Here is a 22,567-nt window from a genome sequence, read left to right as displayed (position 1 = left end):
TTCTCCCTATAATAGTGAAAAGGTGAATAGTTTCTGTTTCTAATATTTTCAATGATAATAGAACATCATATAAACAGAATGTTTCACGTGAAACATTCTGTTTAACTACATTCATAATAGCACATTTAAGTTAGATAAGCTCTGTTATTCTTCATTATGACTTTTGCTGCTAGATACTCCTATTATACCTAAGGGCTAAAATCATCACTACCCATAACAAATATTATTATAAAGGTTGCTTGTTTGGAGTTCCAGGTTTTCTTGGGTAATTTTTAGGTGTGGTCTTCGTCTTGTGAACGATAATTATATTCCTTTCACTCTCTTCATTAGGAAGGAGAAAGGAATAATTGTTTTTCACAACGCCACCTAGTATATTAAAAGCTTTAGTAGAATCAGTAACTTCTCCTTGACCACCAGAACCTTTCATTGCTATAAAGAATCCATCTTTTTTTGCTAAAGGTAAACATAATTCAGCTAAAACTGGTAACCGCGCTACAGCTCTGGCCATTACGATATCATATTTTTCTCTATGGATTTTGTTTTTGCCAAATAATTCCGCACGATCATGGTGAAATGCAACATTTTCAAGTTCTAACTCTGCCGCTAAAGTATTTAAAAAGGTTATTCTCTTATTAAGAGAATCTACAATTGTTACGTCCAAATTAGGAAAACATATTTTTAATGGAATACTAGGGAAACCTGCACCTGCACCTACATCAACTATTTTCAAAGGTGCTGAAAAATTATGAAAAAAAGCAACAGAAATAGAATCATAAAAGTGTTTTAAGTAAACTTCATTTTTTTCTGTTATTGCAGTTAAATTCATCTTTTCATTCCAACTAATGAGTACTTCGTAATATTTTCTGAATTGATCTAATTGAAAGTCGGAAATTTGTATCCCTTTTTTCAATAGTGCATCTTGAAATTCAATTTCATTCACGATTCCTACCTACTTTCTAAAAAGAAAACTTCACGTTTTACAAGAGATTAAAAATAAAGACTACTTTGGAAAATTAGTTCAATAGTGTAACGCGGCGACTCCTGCTGAAAGAAACAGGAGAAGACGTCGTAGTTGAACACATGAGTGTGAAAATATTAAATAATTTAATTAGAGTCTATTATTCATTCGTTAATTAAGCATTACTTTCTACTCTTTTTAGCTTTCCTTGCTCTAAATAAACGAGTAAAACAGAAACATCAGAAGGATTAACACCCGATACTCTTGATGCTTGTGCTACTGATAATGGTCTTACTTCTGCTAATTTTTGTCTTGCTTCCATAGCTAATCCTTTAATGACACTATAATCTAAGTCTTCTGGGAGCTTTTTGTTTTCCATTTTCTTTAGTCGTTCAACTTGTTCTAATTGCTTAGAAATATACCCATCATATTTTACTTGGATTTCTACTTGTTCTTTTACATCTTCATCTAAGTTATGGTTAGGTTTCGATAAACGTTCAATATGCTCATACTTTATTTCAGGTCGTTTTAATAAAGTTGATGCATGTGCAGCATCTTTTAATAAAGCAGCCCCAGCCTCTTCCATTACATTTTGTACATCTTCCGTAACTTTAATAATTGTATTTTCTAATCTTTCTATTTCTGCTTTAATTTCTTCTTTTTTGTTAATAAAACGTTCATATCTTTCCTTAGAAATTAATCCAATGTTAAACCCAACATCAGTTAAACGGAGATCTGCATTGTCATGACGAAGTAATAATCGATACTCAGCTCTTGATGTAAGTAAACGATAAGGTTCATTCGTTCCTTTTGTCACAAGGTCATCAATTAAAACACCAATATATGCTTCTGAACGATCAAGAATAATGGACTCTTTTTCTTGGACTTTTCTTGCTGCATTAATACCAGCCATTAATCCTTGACCAGCAGCTTCTTCATACCCACTAGTTCCATTAATTTGTCCAGCAGTAAAAAGTCCTGTAATCATTTTTGTTTCAAGTGACGGCCAAAGCTGTGTTGGCACAATAGCATCATATTCAATAGCATAGCCAGAACGCATCATTCTAACATTTTCTAACCCTGGAATTGTTTTTAAAATCTCCCCTTGAACATCTTCTGGAAGACTAGTTGATAACCCTTGTACATATACTTCCTTTGTGTTTCTACCTTCTGGCTCAAGGAAAATTTGGTGTCTTGGTTTGTCATTAAAACGGACAATTTTATCCTCAATTGATGGACAGTATCGAGGACCCGTTCCTTCAATCATTCCTGAGTACATTGGAGAACGATGTAAATTATTATTAATTATATTATGCGTATCTTCATTAGTGTACGTAAGCCAACAAGGAAGCTGATCCGTTATAAACTTAGTTGTCTCATATGAAAATGCTCGCTTCACATCGTCTCCAGGCTGGATCTCCGTTTTAGAATAATCGATTGATTCACTATTTACACGAGGTGGAGTTCCTGTTTTAAAACGAACCATTTCAAAACCTAATTCCTGCAAATGATAAGATAAATTAACAGATGGTTGTTGATTATTCGGGCCACTTTCATATGCTAAGTCACCGATGATTACTTTACCTCTTAAATAAGTACCTGTAGTAATAACGACAGCCTTTGCATTATACGTAGCACCTGTTTGCGTAATAACACCTTTTACTTCATTATTTTCTATAATTAACCGTTCAACCATACCTTGTCTTAATAAAAGGTTTTCTGTTTCTTCTATTGTTTTTTTCATCTCATGTTGATATAAAAATTTATCAGCCTGTGCTCTTAGTGCACGTACAGCTGGACCTTTTCCTGTATTAAGCATACGCATTTGAATATGGGTTTTATCAATATTTCGGGCCATTTCTCCACCTAAAGCATCAATTTCTCGGACAACGATTCCTTTTGCTGGTCCTCCAACTGATGGATTACATGGCATAAACGCAACTGCATCTAAGTTTAATGTGAGTATTAATGTATTTGCACCCATTCTTGCAGATGCTAATCCAGCTTCTACACCTGCATGACCAGCACCTATTACAATTACATCAAAATCACCACCGTGATATGTCATTTTTACCCCTCCTTTTCAACTTTCTATTTTATTTACCTAAACAAAACTGCGAAAATAATTGATCAATTAAACTTTCATGAACGCTATCACCTATCACTTCACCTAATAAATCCCAAGTTTTCGTAATATCTATTTGGATCATATCTACAGGCATTCCTGCTTCAATTGCTTGTAACGCCTCGTTAATTGCACGTAAAGCTTCATTTAATAATGCGATATGTCTTGAATTTGATACGTACGTCAAATCATTCGATTCAAGTTCTCCTTGGAAAAATAATAATTTAATTGCTTCTTCTAATTCATCAACACCTTCATCTTTCAATAATGATGTTGTAATTATTGGATCATTTCCAGCAAGATTTTTTACCTTATCTATATCAATTTTTTCAGGCAGATCTGTTTTATTAATGACAATAATTCTATCTCTACCTTCACTTATTTTAAAAAGTTCCTCATCAGAATCCGTTAGTGCTTCATTAAAATTTAAAACAAGAAGAACCAGTTCTGCTTCTAATACTACTTTTCTTGAACGTTCTACTCCGATTTTTTCAACTAAATCCTCTGTTTCCCGAATACCTGCTGTATCTAATAATCGAAGAGGTACTCCTCTAACATTTACATATTCCTCTATTACATCTCTTGTAGTCCCAGCTATTTCAGTGACGATTGCTTTATTATCATGAACCAAATTGTTTAGTAATGATGATTTCCCAACATTTGGACGTCCTATAATAACAGTGGATAAACCCTCTCTTAATATTTTCCCCTGTTGAGCTGTTTGTAAAAGCTTATCTATATCATTTTTTACAAAGGTAGCTTTTTCCTTCAAGATCTCTAATGTCATTTCTTCTGCATCATATTCAGGATAATCAATATTTACTTCAACATGTGCCACAGTTTCTAATAAGGCTTGTCTAAGTCTTTGAATGCGTTTAGATAATTTACCTTCAATTTGAGACATAGCCACATTCATTGCACGATCTGTTTTTGCTCTAATTAAATCCATTACTCCTTCAGCTTGTGATAAATCTATTCTTCCATTTAGAAATGCTCGTTTTGTAAATTCACCTGGTTCAGCTAATCTAGCTCCCTCTTTTAACACTAATTGTAGAATTCGATTAACAGAAACAATACCACCATGACAATTGATTTCAACCATGTCTTCCCTTGTAAATGTTTTTGGTGATAATAAAACTGAAACCATTACTTCCTCAATTTTTTCTTTTGTTTCAGGATCAACAATATGTCCATAATTAATTGTGTGACTTTCTACATCTTTTAAATGTTTCTTTCCTCTGTATATTTTATCTGAAATTTGTATCGCGTCATTTCCACTAATTCGAATTATAGCTATTGCACCTTCACCCATTGCAGTAGATATGGCTGTAATTGTATCCAATTCCACCTACCACACCTCCTATACTTCAAACTCGTTTATCCATCTATTATGGAAAGAATAAACAACTACCCAAATAAATAGAATACCATAAATTTATTCTTGAAAAAAGAACTTATCCACAATACTTATCCTTTTTCTTTCATCCACAATATATATAAAACATTATAGCTTCTTTTTTATCCACATGTGGATAGATGAAATTGTATCATATAGAAAAGCATCAGCAAGTCTAATTGTGGATAAAAATATATTCACCTCATTTGTTTATCATTTTTTTCATCTATTCCATTATTATTCCTATCATAATCTTTATACAGGATTGGAATAAAAAGTAGATAATAACCAATTTAAAAATATGTAATAAGGACATCTGTCCATACTTCATAGTGACTTCTATAGCGCAGCAACGGATCAGCCTCCACACTATCCATTTTGAATACTGCTAAAGTACATGTACATGGGGGTCTGTCTCTGCCTCTGCAAGTGTTGCTCTCTGTTGTTATATGCGTCGAGACAACTCGAAGTTTATTCGTGATGCATATGCTCGTCACTGAAGTCGCCGCAATCCACTCCTGAAATGTTTTATTTTCAGGGTAGACCACCTATGCAAGCAAAACTTGCACCATGAGGGATGAAAATTTTCTATCTAAGATATACTACCTTCCCGCAATTCCAATCTAATACTGTTTGCGGGAACAATATAGACTTCATTCATCCCGCATTTTTGTTTTTCCACCGTTTGCGGGAACAATATCGAGTCTTCTTCCCGCAAATCCACTTTCCCACTATATGCGAGAACTTTCGTATTTTCAGGGTAGAATAAATAAAAAAACACTTATACCATTTTGATATAAGTGTTTAAATAAAGTATGCAATTATTTAAGTGATTCTAAGATGACTGTAACTTCTATTTTGGAGCAACAATAATTCGTCTATTTGGTTCTTCACCATCAGAGTAAGTTGTAATTCCTTTAACATTTTGTAATGTAGTATGAATTATTTTTCGTTCGTGGGCATTCATCGGTTCTAAACGAACTTCTCTTTTCGTACGAAGAGCCTTATTACTTAGCCTCATAGCTAATGTTTCCAGGGCTTCTTTTCGTCGTTCACGATATCCTTCTGCATCTAAATAAATACGAACATAATTATCTGATTGACGATTTGCAACGAGATTAACTAAGTATTGTAGTGAATCTAACGTTTGTCCTCTTTTTCCAATTAATACGCCAATATCAACACCTGTGATATTTAAAAATATACCTTCATTTCTTTCATCTTTTTCTACACTTGCAGAAATACCCATCTTATCAATGGTTTCTCGTAAGAAAAGAATAGCTTCTTTAATTGGATCAGGTTTCAATTTCACCTCAACGACTGCTGGTTTTCCACCTAACAATCCGAAGAAACCTTTTTGGGCTTCTTCAATTACCTTAATCTCCACTTGCTCTTTTGTAGTCTGAAGTTTTGATAATCCTAACTCAACCGCTTCATCCACTGATTTCCCAGATACAGTCACTTTTCTCACTTATTTTTCGCTCCCCCTGTTTCAGGCTCCTTCGCTTTTCCTACGTTTGGCCCAGTAATAAAATACGTTTGAACGATCATAAACAGGTTACCAATTACCCAATAAAGTGCTAGTGCAGACGGGAAGAATGCTGCAAACGCGATAATCATAATCGGCATTAAATACATCATCATACGCATTTGAGGATTATCCGTTACCATCATCATTTTTTGTTGAATGAACGTCGTTGCACCTGCAATTAAAGGTAAAATAAAATAAGGATCGGCACTACCTAATTCAAACCATAAAAATACTTGTGGATCATAATGTCCATATTGAACAGGATCTATTTCTGGATTAATCTGAGGTGTTCGTATAATTGCATGATAGAAACCTATCAATATTGGCATCTGAACAAAAATTGGTAAACACCCAGCTAATGGATTAACACCATGTTTTTGAAAAAGTGCCATCGTTTCCTGTTGTAATTTCTGTTGAGTCTGTTGATCTTTTGCACTATACTGTTCTCTTAATTCTTTCATTTCAGGTTGAATAGCCTGCATTGCCTTCGTACTTTTCGTTTGCTTAATCATTAAAGGTAATATTAAAATACGAAGTAAAATTGTTACAATAATAATCGCTAAACCATAGCTATTTCCTAATGCTTCAGCAATCGTTATCATTAACCAAGATAAAGGATATACAAAATAAGAATCCCAAATCCCCTCTCTTGCATCAGTGATTGGTTGATCTATATTAAAACAACCAGTCATAATAACCATTAAACCTACTAAAATAAATATTAAACTTATTTTCCTTGCCACGTGCTGTCCTCCTAACCTTTTCCTAAAACATAGTATATAAAAACGCCAATCACATCATGATTGCATGTAATAATGTGAATGACCGAAAAAACATGAGAATTCTGCTACTATTTAACCCTTTTTCTATCATTACATTCTGGTACAGGGTCAAATCCACCTGGATGTAATGGTTGACACTTAACAATTCTTTTAATAGTTAACCATGCTCCTTTTAATGCACCAAAACGTTCGATCGCTTCTATACTATATTGGGAGCAAGTGGGATAAAACCGACATGTAGGTGGTGTAAAGCGTGAAATATATCTTTGGTAAAGACCAATTAGTTTTAGAAAGATCCATTTCACTTTCCATTCACCTCTTTATGTCTCTTGCCATGTTTACGGTTATCTCTCTGTAAAACACCAGATAAATGCAATACATGGGATAAAGAGTTCTTCATCTGAGATAACTCCATTTGTGATGTAGGTTTTCGAGCTATAATGACAACATCATAATCATTCATTATGTTTACCATCAATTCTCTCAAAGACTCTCGAATTAAACGTTTAATCCGATTACGCATGACAGCATGTCCTATTTTTTTACTAACGGATAAACCAATTCTAACATTTTTTTGATTTTCCTTTTTTAAGTAATAAACAACAAACTGTCTATTTGCAACAGATTTCCCCTTTTGAAAAACCTCTTGGAATTCCTCATTTTTTTTCAATCGGTTTAACTTTTTCACTTACAAACACCTCATTCAATTTCTATCAAAAAATAAAATGATATCATTAATTTTTGATAGAACCCAAATTACATTATAAAGAAAAAAAGATCATATCGCTACACAAACATCATTATTTCCTTTATTCAGTAACAAAATCCATAAATATACATCATATTTTCCAAAAAAGGCTCCAATAGTGAAAGTCAGACTACTGCAACGAACATCCACTTCACTGACAAATAAAAATTGTATCGAAGCAAATATAACCAGAGTATTACTAGTTGTCTAACTTGAAAATAGCCTAGCCTAGTTAACCATAGTGCAAGATTGAGTTCCAGGAGGTCTACTATAAACAATATAAGAATTTTTAAATTTTATGTATCGTATATAAAAGAAAAGACCACTGAGATCTCAGTGGCCTACTATTATGCAGATAGTACTTTTCTTCCTTTACGACGACGATTAGCTAATACTCTACGTCCATTTTTTGTACTCATACGAGAACGAAAACCGTGAACTTTTTTACGTTTACGATTATTTGGATTAAATGTTGGTTTACCCATCTATAACACCTCCTGCAGGAAATTACGAAAACGACAGTCTTAGAAATTATATGAAAGTCATCCCCGCTTGTCAAGTTTTTATAAAAAATTTACTAAGTTCTGACTACCTTGAAATTATGGCTTAGTTTAGTACCTTTTGCTCTATTAAGTTCTTCCTCATATTACTTCATTATTTATATATTTTTTCATCTTTTACTCTTTTAGTATTCTTCTCGCCTTCAAAAATGTTTACAATGTCACCGTCTTCCATCAACACCTCTAAAAATGACAATTAAAAAATCGATGGAATATTTACTTTTTACTTTTTTATTTGAGGCAAATGGATAAAACATTTATTTAAACTTTTGTCATACAAACTTGTAACTTTTTTTATTTCTCCTAAATGTGGACAACTTTCTACATTTTTTTTATTTGCCCACAGCCTTTTTTTCACTTTTTACACAGTATCTTGTGTTGTGGACAAAAACTAAACACAAGCTATTGAATTATGTGGATAACTATTAGCGATTATTGCCAACAAAGAGTAAATTTGATATGATGTTGTTGTTTTTTTTCGTGGAAAACCTGTGGTAAAATATAAACTATCCACAACTGTGAGTATTTTTGTGGATAGTTATTAAGTGCTCTGTATAACATTGTCCACATATCTGTGAATTACGTGAATTAACATTTTTCTACTATATAATATGTTTTTCCACAATTTTCACCAATGTGTTTATATACAATTCTATACATCATGGCTATACATTTGTTGTACAAAGATGGATTTGTATGTTAAATTCGTTTATCTGTTATGTAACAAATCTAAGCAAAGGAGGGAAAATGTTTGGAAAACTTAAATGACCTATGGGAGCAAGCTTTAAAAATGATAGAAGAAAAAGTAAGTAAGCCTAGCTTTGATACTTGGTTTAAATTTACAAAAGCAGATTCCATTGACCAAGGAACGAATACGATTCATATAATTGCTCCTAATGAATTCGCGAGAGATTGGTTAGAAAACCGTTATTTAAGAATTATTACTGAAACTTTACATGAGTTAACTGGAGCTGAACTTGAAGCTAGGTTTGTTTTACCTAAGGAAGATAAAAGTAATGATTTAGAACTTTTAGAAAAGGTAAAACCACAAGTTAAAACGCCAGTTGAAATGAATGAAGAAATGCCTAAGCATATGCTAAATCCGAAGTATACATTCGATACGTTTGTTATTGGAAGTGGAAATAGGTTTGCACACGCAGCTTCTTTAGCTGTAGCTGAAGCACCTGCAAAAGCCTATAATCCATTATTTATATATGGTGGAGTCGGTTTGGGAAAAACCCATCTTATGCATGCTATTGGCCACTATGTTATTGATCATAATCCAAGTGCAAAGGTTGTTTATTTGTCATCCGAAAAGTTCACAAATGAATTTATAAATTCTATTCGTGATAATAAAGCGGTACACTTTCGCAATAAATACCGAAATGTGGATGTGCTATTAATAGACGATATTCAATTTTTAGCTGGAAAAGAACAAACACAAGAAGAGTTTTTCCATACATTTAATGCCCTTCATGAAGAAAGGAAACAAATTGTTATTTCTAGTGATCGTCCTCCTAAGGAAATTCCTACACTTGAGGATAGATTAAGATCGCGCTTTGAATGGGGATTAATTACCGATATTACGCCACCAGATTTAGAAACGAGGATAGCAATATTACGAAAAAAAGCAAAAGCAGAAAATCTTGATATTCCAAACGAGGTAATGCTTTATATAGCAAATCAAATCGATACGAACATACGTGAATTAGAAGGGGCTTTGATTCGAGTTGTAGCTTATTCTTCGTTAATTAATCAGGATATGAACGCAGATTTAGCTGCTGTTGCTTTAAAAGATATAATTCCTAATTCAAAACCTAAAACAATTACGATCCAGGATATTCAAAAAACAGTTGCTGACATATTTAGAATTCGTGTTGATGAATTAAAAGCAAAGAAAAGAACAAAAAGTGTTGCATATCCTAGACAAATTGCCATGTACTTATCTCGAGAACTTACTGATAATTCTTTACCAAAAATAGGTACTGAATTCGGAGGTAGGGATCACACTACCGTTATCCATGCACATGAAAAAATTTCAAAGCTTTTTTCAACAGATTCGGATTTACAAAAACAAATTCAAGAAATTAAAGAACAATTAAAATCATAAACTGTGAAAACTGTGAATAAATAAGTTCTATTTACCCACAGTTTATCCACATGTGGAAAACCATGCCACAAAAAGAGTTTGGAGAAGTTATCCACATATTCACAAGTATTACTACTAGTACTTCTATTATTTTTATAAATATATTAATAATATATGCTTAATAAAATGAGATTTTTATACATTATGAAATCATAAAGAAAGTGAGGATCGAAATATGAAATTTACTATACATCGTGACCAATTCGTTCAAAGTGTTCAGCATGTATCTAAAGCAATTTCTTCAAGAACAACCATTCCAGTATTAACAGGTATAAAATTAGTAGCTAATGAATATGGTGTTACATTAACTGGTAGTGATTCAGATATTTCCATTGAATCTTTTATACCTAAAGAAGATGGTGATCTTCAATTAGTAGAAGTAGAAGACAAAGGTAGTATCGTACTTCAAGCTCGTTTTTTCTCTGAAATTGTAAAAAAACTTCCAGAGGATACAATTGATATTCACGTAACAGATCAGCTTGTAACAACAATAAAATCAGGTTCATCTGTTTTTAATTTAAATGGTTTAGATCCAGAGGAATATCCTCGTTTACCTGAAATAGAAGAAGAAAATGTATTTAAGCTCCGTACAGATTTACTTAAAAATATTATCCGACAAACCGTTTTTGCCGTTTCAACTATTGAAACAAGACCTATATTAACTGGTGTAAACTGGACAATTGAGGATGGTTTACTCACTTGCACTGCAACAGATAGTCACCGTTTAGCTATGAGAAAAGCAAAAGTAGATACTACAAATGAATTATCATTTACTAATGTTGTTATTCCAGGAAAAAGTTTAAATGAATTAAGTAAAATATTAGATGAAAATGAAGAATGGGTTGATATTATCGTTACAGATAATCAAATTTTATTTAAAGGGAAAAATTTATTGTTTTTCTCAAGATTATTAGATGGAAATTATCCTGCTACGAAGAATATGATTCCAACTCAATCAAAAACTGGTGTAACACTAACTACAAAATTATTTATGCAAGCAATTGAAAGAGCATTGCTTCTTTCTAGAGATGGAAAAAATAATGTTGTAAATTTAAAAACGTTAGGTAATGGGAATATTGAAATTACTTCTGTAACACCAGAGGTTGGTAAAGTTACGGAGGATATAACTACAAATAGTTTCAACGGAGAAGAATTACGTATTTCTTTCAATGGGAAAAATATTATTGATGCATTAAAAGTTATTGAATCAACAGAAATAATGATTGATTTTACTGGAGCAATGAGCCCATTTGTAATTAAACCAATAGAGAATGATAACATGCTTCACCTATTCTCACCTGTTAGAACTTATTAAAATTTTTAATTTCCAATTTGGTTTATGACATAGACTATAGGGACGTTGATAACTACAAGATAGACCGCACATGCAAGTAAAAACTTGTACCATGGAGGATAAAAATACTTTCAAAGGGTGTTCATCCGTTACTGGTGACTCAATTACACCTAAGGTAAGCCCACGTCCTGTAGGCAACGGCGTAATGTCGCCATCCTAGCTCCTTGCACGGTCTCTACTTCCTAAAACTTACAGAGTAAGCTTTTAGGGGATTTTTGTCTCGCGCTGATCCCACTGGAGTCGCTGCCTTCCACTCCTGAACTAATACTTATTTTCAGGGTAGATATTGTAATTAATTAACTTACACAGCTATTTTTCATAAGTGTCTCAAATATTCATGTTTGAGACACTTCTTTTCTGTTACTCCTTTGTTAAAGGTTATCCCCATATCAAGCGTAATAACAAAATCACATTCTAAATTCCTCTAACTACCTAAACATATTTAGTTAATAAAACTATCTAGTTTTAAGGATAAATCGTATATTTTCTGAATAAATTGGCGTATTTGTAAAATTTTTAGTACAATATAAGTTGAGCATTTTTGTGTCAGTTATTATCAAAGTGAAAATATATGAGTAAGATAAAGAGGATGTGACCCAATATGGAACATAATATTACAATTCATGATGAATATATGACATTGGGACAACTATTAAAAGAATTAGGGGTAATTTCCACTGGCGGAGCAGCTAAGTGGTTTTTACAAGAAACTCCAGTCAAAGTTAATTCTGAAATGGAAAACCGTAGAGGAAAAAAGCTATATCCTGGAGATAAAGTTGAAATTGAAAATTTCGGGGTAGTTTTAATTAATAAGTAAGTAATTGAGGGATTCCTTTGTATATTAAAAATATAACCATTAAAAATTATCGGAACTATCACGATTTAACTCTTAATTTTCAAAATAAAATTAATGTAATTATTGGAGAAAATGCACAAGGGAAAACCAACTTAATGGAAGCTATCTATGTGCTTGCAATGGCAAAATCACATCGTACAACAAAAGACAAAGAATTAATTCGATGGGATCAATCCTTTGCTAAAGTAGAAGGTCACTTAGAAAATAGACATGGACCACTTCAAATGGAAGTGGTATTTTCTCATAAAGGAAAAAAAGTCAAACTAAATCATCTTGAAAAAAAAAGGTTGAGTGACTATATTGGTTCTTGTAATATCGTTATGTTTGCTCCTGAGGATCTAAACCTTGTAAAAGGAAGTCCTCAAGTACGGAGACGATTTTTAGATATGGAAATGGGACAAATTCACTCTATTTATCTTTATCATCTATCTCAATACTATAAGATTATGAAGCAGAGAAACCAATGGTTGAAGGATGTTCAACAAAAAAAGAAAAAACAAGATACAACAATGTTGAATGTCATGACAGATCAATTAATTCATTCTGCATGTCATATTATTGAAAAAAGATTTGCGTTTATTAATAAGCTCCAGAGATGGGCTGAACCTATTCATCGAGAAATAAGTCGAGGTTTAGAAACATTAAAAGTAAAGTATATCCCATCAATTAACGTATCAGAAGAGATGGATTTGTCGACACTAAAAATAATACTTCAAGATGAATTTCAACGTTTACAAGAAAGAGAACTCCATAGAGGTACAACGTTAATAGGACCACACCGAGATGATCTTCAGTTTCTTGTGAATGATAGAGATATTCATACGTTTGGTTCACAAGGTCAGCAAAGAACGACGGCACTATCTATTAAATTAGCCGAAATTGAACTAATATATGAAAAAGTAGGAGAGTACCCCATTTTATTATTAGATGATGTTTTGTCTGAGCTAGATGATTACAGGCAGTCACATTTATTAAGTACAATTCAAGGAAAGGTACAGACGTTTGTAACAACAACAAGTGTTGAAGGAATTGAGCATAGCACACTCCGCGAGGCAAAAATTTACCATGTAGAAAATGGAAAAATTAAAGTAAATAAGTGAGGTGTCTAATATGTTTATTCATTTAGGTGGAGATATGGTTTTACGTTCAAATAAAGTTATTGCCATTTTAGATTATCAAAGTAAAGAGGTTTCTCAAGATAATGAGGTATTTATTGAGCATAATGAGTTAAATAAGAAAACAGTGTCTATTTCTAATGATAATCCAAAATCCATTGTTATTACAGAAAATGAGATTTATTTGTCTCCTATATCCTCTCATACTTTAAAAAGACGTGCTGAAACAGTGACGGTTTTAGAAGAAGAATAAATAAACATTCATACTTTTTTAAAATCAACGATTGTTCAAGTGTTGGAAACATATAAATATGCTTCCTTAAATTTTGAACAACATTTTTATAGATATTACTTTGTTGCAGTGCAAAAAACTGCAAGGAAAAGTGTAGGTGAAAAAATTGACTATAGAACAACAATCATATGATGAAAGTCAGATTCAAGTTTTAGAAGGATTAGAGGCCGTTCGTAAAAGGCCAGGTATGTATATAGGATCAACAAGTGCACGCGGATTACACCATCTTGTGTGGGAAATTGTTGATAATAGTATTGACGAAGCAATGGGTGGCTATTGTGACACAATAAAGGTTACGATTGAAGAAGACAATAGTATTACAGTTGAAGATAACGGTCGAGGTATTCCAGTAGGAATTCATGAAAAAATGGGAAGACCTGCTGTTGAAGTTATTATGACAGTCCTTCACGCAGGTGGGAAATTTGGTGGTGGAGGTTATAAAGTATCAGGGGGACTACATGGTGTAGGTGCCTCAGTTGTTAATGCCCTTTCCACTTCACTAGAAGTATTTGTTCATTTAGAAGGGCAAATTCACTATCAGAAATTTAGTCAAGGGGTTCCAGAGGGAGACCTTAAGATTATTGGTGAAACAGAAAAACGAGGAACTATTATTAAGTTCAAACCAGATCCAGAAATTTTTACAGAAACAACAGTATTTGAATATGACATTCTAAAGAATAGATTACGGGAGTTAGCTTTTTTAAATCGAGGGCTACGTATTTTTATTAATGATAAACGTGAAGGTGGAAAAAATGCTGAATACTTTTATGAAGGCGGGATTTCTTCCTTTGTAGAGCATTTAAATCGAACAAAAGAACCATTACATGAACCACCAGTTTTTATAGAAAGTGAAAAAGAAGGTATTTCTGTTGAAATTGCAATGCAGTACAATGATGGTTTTGCAAGTAACCTTTATACCTTTGCTAATAATATTAATACTCACGAAGGTGGTACACATGAGTCTGGGTTTAAAACTGCACTCACTCGAGTAATAAATGATTATGCAAGAAAAAATAGTTTATTTAAAGAAGCGGATCCAAACTTAATTGGAGATGATGTACGTGAAGGCTTAACAGCAATTATTTCTGTTAAAATTCCTGATCCTCAATTTGAAGGTCAAACGAAAACAAAGCTAGGAAATAGTGAAGCCAGAACAATTACAGACTCTTTATTTACAGAGCACATGGCAAAATATATGGCTGAGAATCCAAATGTGGCTAGGAAAATAGTTGAAAAAGGGATTATGGCTTCAAGAGCTCGAGATGCTGCTAAAAAAGCAAGAGAATTAACTAGACGTAAATCTGCATTAGAGATTAGTTCTTTACCAGGTAAACTTGCAGATTGCTCCTCAAAGGATGCATCCATTAGTGAACTATATATTGTTGAGGGTGACTCAGCTGGTGGTTCAGCAAAACAAGGTCGTGATCGTCACTTCCAAGCAATATTGCCACTACGAGGAAAAATTATAAATGTAGAAAAATCTAGATTAGATAAGATTCTTTCTAACAATGAGGTTCGAGCAATTATAACAGCACTGGGAACAGGTATTGGTGGCGACTTTGATATTACGAAGGCAAGATATCATAAAACTATTATCATGACCGATGCTGACGTAGACGGTGCCCATATTCGTACTCTATTACTTACCTTCTTTTATCGTTATATGCGACCATTATTAGAGGAAGGTTACATCTACATTGCTCAGCCACCATTATATAAAATTCAACAAGGTAAACAAATTCATTATGCCTATAATGAAAAAGAATTGGAACGCATTATGGCTGAAATTCCGTCTAATCCAAAACCTGGTCTTCAACGTTATAAAGGTCTTGGAGAAATGAATCCTATACAATTGTGGGAAACGACAATGGATCCAAATACTAGAACAACGTTACAGGTTACATTAGAGGATGCCATGGTAGCTGATGAAACGTTTGAAACATTAATGGGAGATAAGGTTGAACCAAGGCGTGATTTTATCCAAGCCAATGCACACTACGTGAAGAACCTTGATATTTAATTATATCAATCCTATCAATTAACGTTTTAATGAAGACCATGCAGCTTGTAGCTGCATGGTTCATGTACTTTAAATTAAAAGGCATAAATTAAAAGCATTGCAGAAAAAGGATTCTGAAAATTAATATTAAAGCTCATTGTCATATATAGTATTCTTCCATCTAAGCTTTTAAAAGCAAGCTGTTAATATATAAATATTGATTTAGATTCATAAACGGATGAAGCACAAAATTATTCCGTTAGAATTTGGTGAACGGAGGTACAAGGAATGTCTGAACAAGATCAATCAAGAGTAAAAGAAATTAATATTAGTCAGGAAATGAAAACATCCTTTATGGATTATGCGATGAGTGTTATTGTAAGTCGTGCATTACCTGATGTAAGAGATGGATTAAAGCCTGTTCACCGTCGTATATTATATGCGATGAATGAGTTAGGAATGACTTCAGATAAAGCATATAAAAAATCAGCCCGTATCGTTGGAGAAGTAATTGGTAAATATCACCCACATGGTGATTCTGCTGTTTATGAAACAATGGTTCGTATGGCACAAGACTTTAGTTATCGGTATATGCTTGTTGATGGTCATGGTAATTTCGGTTCTATTGATGGGGACGCAGCAGCTGCCATGAGATATACAGAAGCTAGAATGTCAAAAATATCAATGGAGCTTGTTCGTGACATAAATAAAGATACAATAGATTACCAGGAAAACTATGACGGTTCAGAAACAGAACCAATTGTTCTTCCTGCCCGTTTCCCAAATCTTTTAATTAATGGTACTTCTGGAATAGCTGTAGGGATGGCTACTAACATACCCCCACATCAACTAGGAGAAGTTATTGACGGAGTTCTAGCATTAAGTGAAAACCCTTCTTTAACTAGCACAGAATTAATGGATTATATACCAGGACCTGATTTCCCAACAGGTGCAGAAATAGTAGGGATTTCAGGAATTCGTCGTGCATATGAGACTGGAAAAGGATCTATTACAATCCGTGCAAAAGCAGAGATTGAAGATAATAATGGAAAACCAAGGATTATTGTTAATGAAATACCATATCAAGTAAACAAAGCTCGTTTAATTGAAAAAATAGCAGAGCTTGTTCGAGATAAAAAGATAGATGGAATCACAGACCTACGTGATGAATCGGATCGTAATGGTATGCGTATTGTTATGGAGCTACGTCGAGATATTAATGCTAATGTTCTATTAAACAATTTGTATAAGCAAACGGCATTACAAACAAGCTTTGGTATTAATATGCTAGCATTAGTGAATGGTCAACCTAAGGTACTATCGTTGAAGGAAGTCCTATACCATTATTTAGAGCATCAAAAAGTAGTAATTCGCCGTCGAACTGCTTTTGAGCTGAAAAAAGCAGAAGCGAGAGCACACATACTTGAGGGTCTTCGGATTGCATTAGATCATATTGATGAAATAATCACCTTAATTCGTGGATCAGAAACGACTGAAATTGCAAGACAAGGCTTAATTGAACAATTTAACTTAAGTCATGATCAAGCACAAGCAATATTAGATATGCGACTACAACGGTTAACAGGCTTAGAAAGAGATAAAATCGAGTCAGAATATCAAGAACTTGTAGAAAAAATTAAAGAGTTAAAAGCAATTTTAGCTGATGATGAAAAAGTTCTCGAAATTATTCGAGAAGAATTAACTGATATTCGTGATAGATATAACGATGAAAGAAGAACAATTATCACTTTAGGTGAAGATAGCTTAGAGGATGAAGACCTTATCCCTCGTCAAAATGTAGTTATTACCTTATCACATAACGGATATATAAAACGTATTCCACTTTCTACTTACCGTAGTCAAAAACGTGGAGGTCGTGGTATACAAGGAATGGGAACGCATGATGACGATTTTGTACAACATTTATTTATTACAAATTCTCACGATCATATTCTGTTCTTTTCAAATAAAGGAAAAGTATATCGCTTAAAAGGGTATGAAATTCCTTCCTTTAGTAGAACAGCAAAGGGAATTCCTATAATCAACCTTCTTCAAATAGATAAAGATGAGTATATTAGCACGGTCATTCCTATTGAAGAATTTGCTGAGGATCGTTATCTTTTCTTTATGACGAAAGATGGAGTTGCAAAACGAACAAAGCTTCAAGCTTTTGCTAATATCCGTCGTGGTGGTTTATTTGCAATCAATCTTCGTGAAGGCGATACTCTTTATGGTGTTCGTTTAACGGATGGATCTAAGGAAATTATTGCTGGTACTAGAAAAGGTATGTCTATTCGATTCCATGAAAACGATGTACGTTTCATGGGACGTACAGCCACAGGTGTAAAAGGTGTAACATTACAAGAGGACGATCAAGTAGTAGGAATGGATATTATAGAAGAAGGACAGCATGTCTTAATCGTAACTGAAAAAGGCTTTGGTAAGCGGACAGCAGTAGAGGATTATCGTATTCAAAGTCGAGGCGGTAAAGGAATTAAAACATGTAACATAACGGACAAAAATGGAGATCTTGTATCATTAAAGGTTGTAGCTGATGATCATGACCTTATGATTATTACAAACTCTGGTGTTATTATTCGAATGCATGTAAATGAAATATCTATTACTGGTCGAAATACGCAAGGCGTTCGTCTCATCCGTGTAGGAGATGAAGAACAAGTATCAACTGTTGCTCGAGTAAATATTGATGATGACGATGAAACAATTGAAGATTTGGATATAGAAGAAAATAGCGATACCATTAGTGTTGAAATAGAAACTGAAGTAGATAATGTGAACAAGGAAGAAGAATAACATAAACAAATTTATTTTACGAAACTGTCTTAAAGATATTTAGGCAGTTTCTTTTTTTTTTTGAATAAAATAGTGATATTGGTAAAAATTATATATGTTTACAAAATATATTAAGAGGTGGACATATGAACCATGAAAGGGAAGAAAGAGCTACATCGGAACAATTAACGAATAGGCAAGGTCATCCAGTAACAGATAATCAGAATGTAAGAACGGTAGGTAATCGTGGTCCAACTACTCTTGAGAACTATGACTTTTTAGAGAAAATTAGTCATTTTGATCGTGAAAGAATTCCAGAAAGAGTTGTCCATGCAAGAGGAGCTGGAGCTCATGGTTATTTTGAAGCTTATGGGACAATAGGAGATGAACCAATTTCCAAATATACTAGAGCCAAGCTGTTTCAGGAAAAGGGAAAGCAAACTCCAGTATTCGTCCGCTTTTCTTCTGTTGTACATGGGGGACACTCACCTGAAACATTAAGAGATCCAAGAGGATTTGCAGTAAAGTTTTATACAGAGGATGGAAATTGGGACTTAGTAGGAAACAATTTGAAGATATTTTTTATTCGAGATCCACTAAAGTTTCCGGATTTAGTTCATGCATTTAAACCAGATCCAGTAACAAATCTTCAGGATGGAGAAAGAATTTTCGATTTTATTTCTCAAACTCCAGAAGCGATGCACATGATTACATTTTTATTTTCACCTTGGGGAATACCTGCCAATTATCGTCTTATGCAAGGATCTGGTGTTAATACATATAAATGGGTAAATAAAGATGGTGAAGGATTTCTAGTTAAATATCATTGGGAACCAAAGCAAGGAATAAAAAATTTAACTCAAGAAGAAGCGGAACAGATACAGGGGAAAAATTTTAATCATGCAACACAAGATTTATATGAAGCAATAGAAAATGGAGATTTCCCTGAATGGGAATTATTTGTTCAAATTATAAGTGATGATGAACATCCTGAATTAGATTATGATCCATTAGATCCAACAAAATTATGGTATAAGGATGATATACCATGGCAACCTGTTGGTAAAATGGTGTTAAATAAAAATCCAGAAAATTATTTTGCAGAAGTTGAACAAGCAGCCTTTGGTACAGGTGTTCTAGTAGATGGGTTAGATTTTTCAGATGATAAATTGTTACAAGGAAGAACTTTTTCTTATTCAGATACACAACGTTATCGAGTAGGTTCAAATTATTTACAGTTACCAATTAATTCACCTAAAAAGCATGTGGCAACAAATCAACGGGATGGACAAATGGAATACCATGTTGACAAAGGAAAAGGTCAAAATCCACATGTTAACTATGAGCCATCAATTATAGGTGGGTTAAAGGAAGCACCTAAAGAAGGAAAGGATCATACTCCATATGTAGAAGGGGAATTGAAAAGAGAATCTATTGAAAGGCAAAATAATTTTACACAGGCTGGAGAAACGTATAGAAGATTTTCAAATTGGGAAAGAGATGAATTAATAAAAAACCTTGTTAATACTTTAAAACCTTGTCGTGCAGAAATACAAAATACCATGGTGGAATTATTAACGAAATGTGATGAGGAATATGGGAAACGTGTTGAAGATGGCTTGAATTCAGATAACGATGATGAAACGTTATCCCATAGAAACCCTATTGGAAATAAAGATTCCGATGATGCAGTTAAGAAAGCAGAACAAATAGGGCATCCATCAGATCCATATTAATTAAAAACTAACCAAGTGTAGATGTAAATTAGACTTGGTTAGTTTTTTAATATGCATTTTTTCTAAAAGCTTAGTTGATTTTAGTAGTATATTGCTTGTATTGGATATGCTATGGATGAAAATTTTCCATTTGAAGGTAGGATTCTTCACCATTCACTTCTAAATAACTTAATAAAAAAGTAACCAAGATTACGAGGTTGGACTTTTAGAATACACTTTCGTAAAACTAAGTATTGTTATATTAAATAGATTTTTTATATGGAAATTTAATAAATAGTATTATAAATTTATAATTGAATGAATTTCATAAATAAAAATTATTGAAAAGACGTACATTATTTTCGATTGTAGTGGAAGACAGTGATTCTAGCGACGAGAATATGCTTCACGAATTAGCTTCGAGTTGTCTCGACGACATTACGCCGTTGTCCACAGGACGTGGGTTGCTCTTTGGCGTAATTGATCCGTCTGAAGCGAAGATCAAATTAAATATAAGTTTCTTGATATAAATATTCGTGTTTTAGAATGAAATAGTGAACTAGAAATTGACTCAATTATGTATTTAAAAAACTAGTTAAATTTCAAATTTGACAAAGTCTTTAAAAATATTTATAAATTAAAGATTATGGATTAAGAATGAAAAAACAACTATTAAATCCATTATTTTATACTTTCATATTATTTAAGAACAAAATAACGAAATACATATATGACAAAATAAACCAAAATAAGATAATATTATAACTAACTAGTAATGAAGAAATTAGAGAAGATTAATAGTGTATATAAAATAGGAGTGGTTACTAAAAATGAAAGTAAAAATTAATCAATTAATTCCTGGTTGTATTTTATCTGAAGATATTTATAAACATACTAACGCACCAATAATGAAAAAAAAGACTGTCCTAACTAAAGGTCATATAAATATTTTAAAAATATTTGTTATTTCATATGCAGTAGTAGAATCAAGGCTTGTAGATGGAAGAGAATATAAGCCAAGTGAAGTAATACAAGAAGAAAATAGTATTGGGGAAAATAAGACTGATTTCAAATCTACATTTATGGAAAGATATTTAGTTGCTGTGCAAAAATATAAAAAGCTATTTTCTAGTTGGCAAGCTGGGGCAAAAGTAGATGCTTTTGCAATTAGAAAAGTATTTTTACCACTGTATGAAATTAGTCCTACAAAGGATGATTTAATAGAACTCCATCATTATTGCACGAAAGAAGATTATTTATATTATCATTCTGTTGCAGTTAGCATCTTAAGCTATAACTTAGGAAAGAGATTAAACTTATCTAATGGAGAGGTAATTCAATTAGGTTTATCAGCATTGTTATCTGATTGTGGCATGTCCAAATTACCTATGAGTCTATTAATAAAAAAAGATCCATTAACAATTGAAGAATATGAAGAAGTAAAAAAACATCCAATGTTTGCATATCAAATGCTCAAGGATATTCCTGGATTTTCCAAGGCGGCTTTATTAGGTGTGATACAGCATCATGAAAGAAATGATGCTAGTGGCTATCCACTTAAACTTTCTCAAGAAAAACTTCATCTTTTTGCAAAAATTATCTCTATATGTGATATATACCATGCAATGACATCTGAACGTTATTACCGTAAGAAAAGATCTCCATTTAAAGTTATTGAATCTTTAAAGCAAGAGCATTTTAGTAAAATTGACATTATAGTTTTAGAAAATTTTATTCTAATGATATTAGATTTATCAATAGGCAAAAAAGTACGTTTAAACAATGGAGAAATTGGGGAAATAGTATTTCTAGATGATAATGAACCAACAAGGCCAATTGTAAAATTAACTAATAATGAACTATTAAAATTAACAAGTAATCGAGAACTGTATATAGAAGACATGTTATTAAGGGATGAAGTATCGAATTAATTTTAAATTATTTTAAATTTAATATTGATTTAGATTATATAATATGGTAAATTATTATTCGTTGTCTTTAAAAACAACAAATGCACATCTTCAATTAAAGAAAAAAAAGTATTGACTTATATATTTTGATTTGATATGATGTATAAGTCGCTAACAAAAAACACATTAAATGTAAACGTTTATTTTGTTAGTAATTGACCTTTGAAAACTAAACAAAAAGCCAAACGAAGTGGGATATGAAAATATCCCGTCAATGAATTATT

At 32.7% G+C, this 22,567-nt stretch carries 17 protein-coding genes; 9 read left to right on the top strand and 8 right to left on the bottom strand.

Features of this window, described 5'->3' with window-relative positions; genetic code table 11:
* Positions 1 to 226: 226 nt before the first annotated feature.
* The 8 genes from rsmG to rpmH form a co-directional block, all read right to left on the bottom strand.
* The gene (rsmG, locus tag QA612_RS18265) at positions 227 to 940 is read right to left on the bottom strand and encodes a 16S rRNA (guanine(527)-N(7))-methyltransferase RsmG (RefSeq protein ID WP_278285267.1); all 714 of its coding nucleotides are present in this window, start codon (positions 938 to 940) and stop codon (positions 227 to 229) included.
* 193 nt (positions 941 to 1,133) lie between these two features.
* On the bottom strand, positions 1,134 to 3,026 hold the full coding sequence (gene mnmG, locus QA612_RS18260; protein WP_278285266.1) for a tRNA uridine-5-carboxymethylaminomethyl(34) synthesis enzyme MnmG: 1,893 nt from the start codon (positions 3,024 to 3,026) through the stop codon (positions 1,134 to 1,136).
* Between the two features lie 28 nt (positions 3,027 to 3,054).
* Complete coding sequence (mnmE, locus tag QA612_RS18255) at positions 3,055 to 4,431, bottom strand: tRNA uridine-5-carboxymethylaminomethyl(34) synthesis GTPase MnmE (RefSeq protein ID WP_278285265.1); 1,377 nt, start codon at positions 4,429 to 4,431, stop codon at positions 3,055 to 3,057.
* Between the two features lie 901 nt (positions 4,432 to 5,332).
* On the bottom strand, positions 5,333 to 5,950 hold the full coding sequence (jag, locus tag QA612_RS18250) for an RNA-binding cell elongation regulator Jag/EloR (protein WP_278285264.1): 618 nt from the start codon (positions 5,948 to 5,950) through the stop codon (positions 5,333 to 5,335).
* A complete protein-coding gene (gene spoIIIJ / locus QA612_RS18245; protein WP_278285263.1) occupies positions 5,947 to 6,753 on the bottom strand; it encodes a YidC family membrane integrase SpoIIIJ in 807 nt (268 codons plus the stop codon). The genes jag and spoIIIJ overlap by 4 nt, the downstream gene beginning before the upstream one ends.
* A 107-nt stretch (positions 6,754 to 6,860) precedes the next feature.
* Entirely contained in the window at positions 6,861 to 7,097 is a 237-nt protein-coding gene (gene yidD, locus QA612_RS18240; RefSeq protein ID WP_278285262.1) for a membrane protein insertion efficiency factor YidD, read from the bottom strand.
* Positions 7,094 to 7,480, bottom strand: coding sequence for a ribonuclease P protein component (rnpA, locus tag QA612_RS18235; protein WP_278285261.1), 387 nt, complete (start codon positions 7,478 to 7,480; stop codon positions 7,094 to 7,096). The genes yidD and rnpA overlap by 4 nt, the downstream gene beginning before the upstream one ends.
* A gap of 407 nt (positions 7,481 to 7,887) precedes the next feature.
* Positions 7,888 to 8,025, bottom strand: coding sequence for a 50S ribosomal protein L34 (gene rpmH / locus QA612_RS18230; protein ID WP_013490884.1), 138 nt, complete (start codon positions 8,023 to 8,025; stop codon positions 7,888 to 7,890).
* 826 nt (positions 8,026 to 8,851) lie between these two features.
* Between rpmH and dnaA the strand changes: the two genes are divergently transcribed.
* The 9 genes from dnaA to QA612_RS18185 all read left to right on the top strand — a co-directional run bounded on the left by dnaA (position 8,852) and on the right by QA612_RS18185 (position 22,304).
* Positions 8,852 to 10,210, top strand: coding sequence for a chromosomal replication initiator protein DnaA (dnaA, locus tag QA612_RS18225; protein ID WP_278285260.1), 1,359 nt, complete (start codon positions 8,852 to 8,854; stop codon positions 10,208 to 10,210).
* Positions 10,211 to 10,424: 214 nt separating this feature from the next.
* Positions 10,425 to 11,564 carry a DNA polymerase III subunit beta gene (gene dnaN, locus QA612_RS18220; protein ID WP_278285259.1) on the top strand — a complete coding sequence of 380 codons (1,140 nt, stop codon included), beginning with the start codon at positions 10,425 to 10,427 and terminating at the stop codon, positions 11,562 to 11,564.
* Positions 11,565 to 12,204: 640 nt separating this feature from the next.
* Positions 12,205 to 12,420 carry a S4 domain-containing protein YaaA gene (gene yaaA, locus QA612_RS18215; protein ID WP_278285258.1) on the top strand — a complete coding sequence of 72 codons (216 nt, stop codon included), beginning with the start codon at positions 12,205 to 12,207 and terminating at the stop codon, positions 12,418 to 12,420.
* 17 nt (positions 12,421 to 12,437) lie between these two features.
* Positions 12,438 to 13,559, top strand: coding sequence for a DNA replication/repair protein RecF (gene recF, locus QA612_RS18210; RefSeq protein WP_278285257.1), 1,122 nt, complete (start codon positions 12,438 to 12,440; stop codon positions 13,557 to 13,559).
* A 10-nt stretch (positions 13,560 to 13,569) separates the two neighbouring features.
* Complete coding sequence (remB, locus tag QA612_RS18205) at positions 13,570 to 13,827, top strand: extracellular matrix regulator RemB (RefSeq protein WP_278285256.1); 258 nt, start codon at positions 13,570 to 13,572, stop codon at positions 13,825 to 13,827.
* A gap of 145 nt (positions 13,828 to 13,972) precedes the next feature.
* A complete protein-coding gene (gyrB, locus tag QA612_RS18200; protein ID WP_278285309.1) occupies positions 13,973 to 15,886 on the top strand; it encodes a DNA topoisomerase (ATP-hydrolyzing) subunit B in 1,914 nt (637 codons plus the stop codon).
* 267 nt (positions 15,887 to 16,153) lie between these two features.
* Positions 16,154 to 18,679, top strand: a complete 2,526-nt coding sequence (gene gyrA / locus QA612_RS18195; RefSeq protein WP_278285255.1) for a DNA gyrase subunit A — start codon at positions 16,154 to 16,156, stop codon at positions 18,677 to 18,679.
* A 125-nt stretch (positions 18,680 to 18,804) separates the two neighbouring features.
* Positions 18,805 to 20,394: a catalase gene (locus tag QA612_RS18190; protein ID WP_278285254.1), complete on the top strand. Its 1,590-nt coding sequence runs from the start codon at positions 18,805 to 18,807 to the stop codon at positions 20,392 to 20,394.
* Between the two features lie 809 nt (positions 20,395 to 21,203).
* Positions 21,204 to 22,304 carry an HD-GYP domain-containing protein gene (locus QA612_RS18185; RefSeq protein ID WP_278285253.1) on the top strand — a complete coding sequence of 367 codons (1,101 nt, stop codon included), beginning with the start codon at positions 21,204 to 21,206 and terminating at the stop codon, positions 22,302 to 22,304.
* The last annotated feature ends 263 nt before the right edge of the window (positions 22,305 to 22,567 follow it).

Origin of the sequence: Evansella sp. AB-P1 (assembly GCF_029688925.1) — a bacterium.
GTDB lineage: Bacteria > Bacillota > Bacilli > Bacillales > Salisediminibacteriaceae > Evansella.
Note: the sequence above shows the minus strand (reverse complement) of the source record. Positions and strands in the feature narration are given on the sequence as shown.

What these genes read in the sequence shown, in the direction of transcription:
- mnmG (WP_278285266.1), bottom strand. Translation starts at nt 3,026, where the DNA reads ATGACATATCACGGTGGTGATTTTGATGTAATTGTAATAGGTGCTGGT.
- rpmH (WP_013490884.1), bottom strand. Translation starts at nt 8,025, where the DNA reads ATGGGTAAACCAACATTTAATCCAAATAATCGTAAACGTAAAAAAGTT.
- dnaN (WP_278285259.1), top strand. Translation starts at nt 10,425, where the DNA reads ATGAAATTTACTATACATCGTGACCAATTCGTTCAAAGTGTTCAGCAT.
- yaaA (WP_278285258.1), top strand. Translation starts at nt 12,205, where the DNA reads ATGGAACATAATATTACAATTCATGATGAATATATGACATTGGGACAA.
- remB (WP_278285256.1), top strand. Translation starts at nt 13,570, where the DNA reads ATGTTTATTCATTTAGGTGGAGATATGGTTTTACGTTCAAATAAAGTT.
- gyrA (WP_278285255.1), top strand. Translation starts at nt 16,154, where the DNA reads ATGTCTGAACAAGATCAATCAAGAGTAAAAGAAATTAATATTAGTCAG.
- QA612_RS18190 (WP_278285254.1), top strand. Translation starts at nt 18,805, where the DNA reads ATGAACCATGAAAGGGAAGAAAGAGCTACATCGGAACAATTAACGAAT.
- QA612_RS18185 (WP_278285253.1), top strand. Translation starts at nt 21,204, where the DNA reads ATGAAAGTAAAAATTAATCAATTAATTCCTGGTTGTATTTTATCTGAA.